At 41.1% G+C, this 2,340-nt stretch carries 1 protein-coding gene; it reads left to right on the top strand.

All coding sequences use genetic code 11. The features are described 5' to 3' along the window. Positions 1-45: 45 nt before the first annotated feature. Positions 46-2,340: hypothetical protein (locus AB1414_19370; GenBank protein MEW6609573.1), on the top strand; the 2,295-nt coding region annotated here is incomplete at its 3' end.

Below are 2,340 nucleotides of genomic sequence, written 5' to 3'. Positions count from 1 at the left end.
GGGATGACCGGAACTAATAACTATATTGAAAAATCAACATCAGGGATGGATGGTATAACAGGCCCAGCGAGCCCGATAGTTGTAATAAGCTACAACACGCACAAAGATTATGACGGCAAAAATACGGCAGGTTCAGGGAAACCTATCTCTGAATTCGGAGTTTTATGGAATGGCGGAAAAGGCGACAGCACGCATGACGGCGCGGTGGATAAGGCAGTTTCACTTCTTGATAAGATGAATGTTCTATTAGACAGTTCAAGGATAGTGAGCCATTCAACGGGGCATTATCTGGCGATGAAGATAATGAATCAAAAGAAAGTTGCTGAATACTGGGCTTTGTCACCTAATACACGTGGAAGCACAATGATTCATGCCTTGAAATATCTGATGCAGAATTATGACAGCTGGGAAGATATGCGGAGGCACAACTACGATACTACCATAGCAACAGAGACAAAAGAGAACATATGTATAGAAGAAATTGCAAATTTAACATTAACTCCAGGCAGTCCCACAAAATCAAACATTCTGCTTTCCCACGGGGACGCGATGACAGGCGGCCAGGGAAATTTTGTGGATTTGACAGGTAACATGGGAGTTTTATCATACAGCGATTTACAGAAAGTAAATTACGCTTTAGGTGATAAACGGAGAGACTTTTTAAAATATGAGGCGCTGGATAATCTAAAGAATCTTGATTTAAAGAATTTAGGAGATTATAAAATAACAATATGGGATGAGAGGAAAACAGTGTGGCAATTGTTAAGCGATATGGGATTGCTGGATGCGGTGCTCGAAAAAATTGGAAAGGCAGCGGGGATGGGAGTGGTACTTGTTCTTCTTCCGGAAGATGCGGCAGCTGCGGCAGTAGTTGTGTACAAGGCGTATGAGACAATAGGATTAATAGATACCGCGAAGGATATAGTTCTTGCCGTTGTTGAGGCGGGGAAATATCTCGCTATGGATGTCATGGAACATGTGGATTTAGACCAGAGGCTAAAGATTTTGGGCGAGAATTATGAATACATGAATCCATATAAAGACAAGATTGGAGCAGTGAATCCTCCCTATGAAGTAAAAACCGAGTATGAAATTGCAGCGACTCGCAGACAATTTTTATTTTTCAAAGGGCAGGAAAGAGGAACGAAAATCAGCTGGACTAAGGGAGCAGGCAATCTAAACGGCAATACAGAAAGATATGAAATAGTGAGAAAGGTAAAAGGAGATAACAATAGATGGAAAGTAGGAGAAGTTGAATTTAGTCCTGAAATGAATGATTCCACGACATTTGAATATTTTGATCCATTGGAAGGAAAAATAAAAAGAGTTGAAAAGGTAAGTAATAATGCCTTTGTAATAGAATTAGATGAAGATTTGCCTAAAGGATACATACAAATCCCTGAAGAATTTTTATCACTTCCCAAATTCAGAGCTCCATTCAGATATACCGATGGAATTTTAGACGGCAAACAACTTGTCCTGACAGATGGAGATGCGGTCAATCATGTTTACAAGATACTTGATAACAAAAGCGACATCATAAATCTTTCTGATTCATATAACACAAAAGGCATGGAAATTTTATGCCAGCTATATGATTCAGTAAATGTAGACGATGAAATCGCCAGGATAAAAAAAGGCAATAAATTTATCATCCGCGGGATAGAATACGAATATAGCGTATCGGCGTGGGGAGTGGCGTCAAAAGAACCTTATAGAGACAGAGGAGTATTTTTAAGCGTGTCGTTGGATTCTTCAAGAGTAAATATGGACAGGGTTTCACCGATTCAGATAAGAGACAAAAAAATCAAAACGCCCTGGTGGAAACTATTTTTTGGCGCTGTAAACGACGGGATTCCGATAGGCCGGGCGAAGTACAGGGCGGCCTCAATTGCTTTAGATACTACATATAATTGGGGGCAGTGGATTGACCTTATTCCAAAAGATGGTATTTACGATGAGCTCGAAGAAGAATTTGAAACAACCATTTCTACGGCTAATTTGACTGAAGGGCCATGCGCTGTGGAAATAGCCGTTTTTGACGCTTTGGAATATTCGGGATTTGATACTGTTTATTTTCTTTACGACACCACCCCTCCCTCCATCGCCGAAAACTTTTCCCCAAGAGGCGGGACATTCAGCGAGCCGCCGGTAATAACCTTCAATGCCGAAGATGCGTTAAGCGGGATGAAAGAAGCGAGGGTGATAATTACAAAAGGCGGCATAACATATGAGAGCGGAAAAGCATTGTTTATTGATTCAACATACACATACACAAGTCATGTCATCGAATCCGGCGGATACACATACCGGATAGAGGCGGAGGATAACGCGGGGAAT

Source organism: bacterium (assembly GCA_040755795.1).
GTDB lineage: Bacteria > UBA9089 > CG2-30-40-21 > CG2-30-40-21 > SBAY01 > JBFLXS01.
The sequence above is the reverse complement of the archived record's forward strand: the minus strand, read 5'-3'. Positions and strand labels throughout refer to the sequence as shown.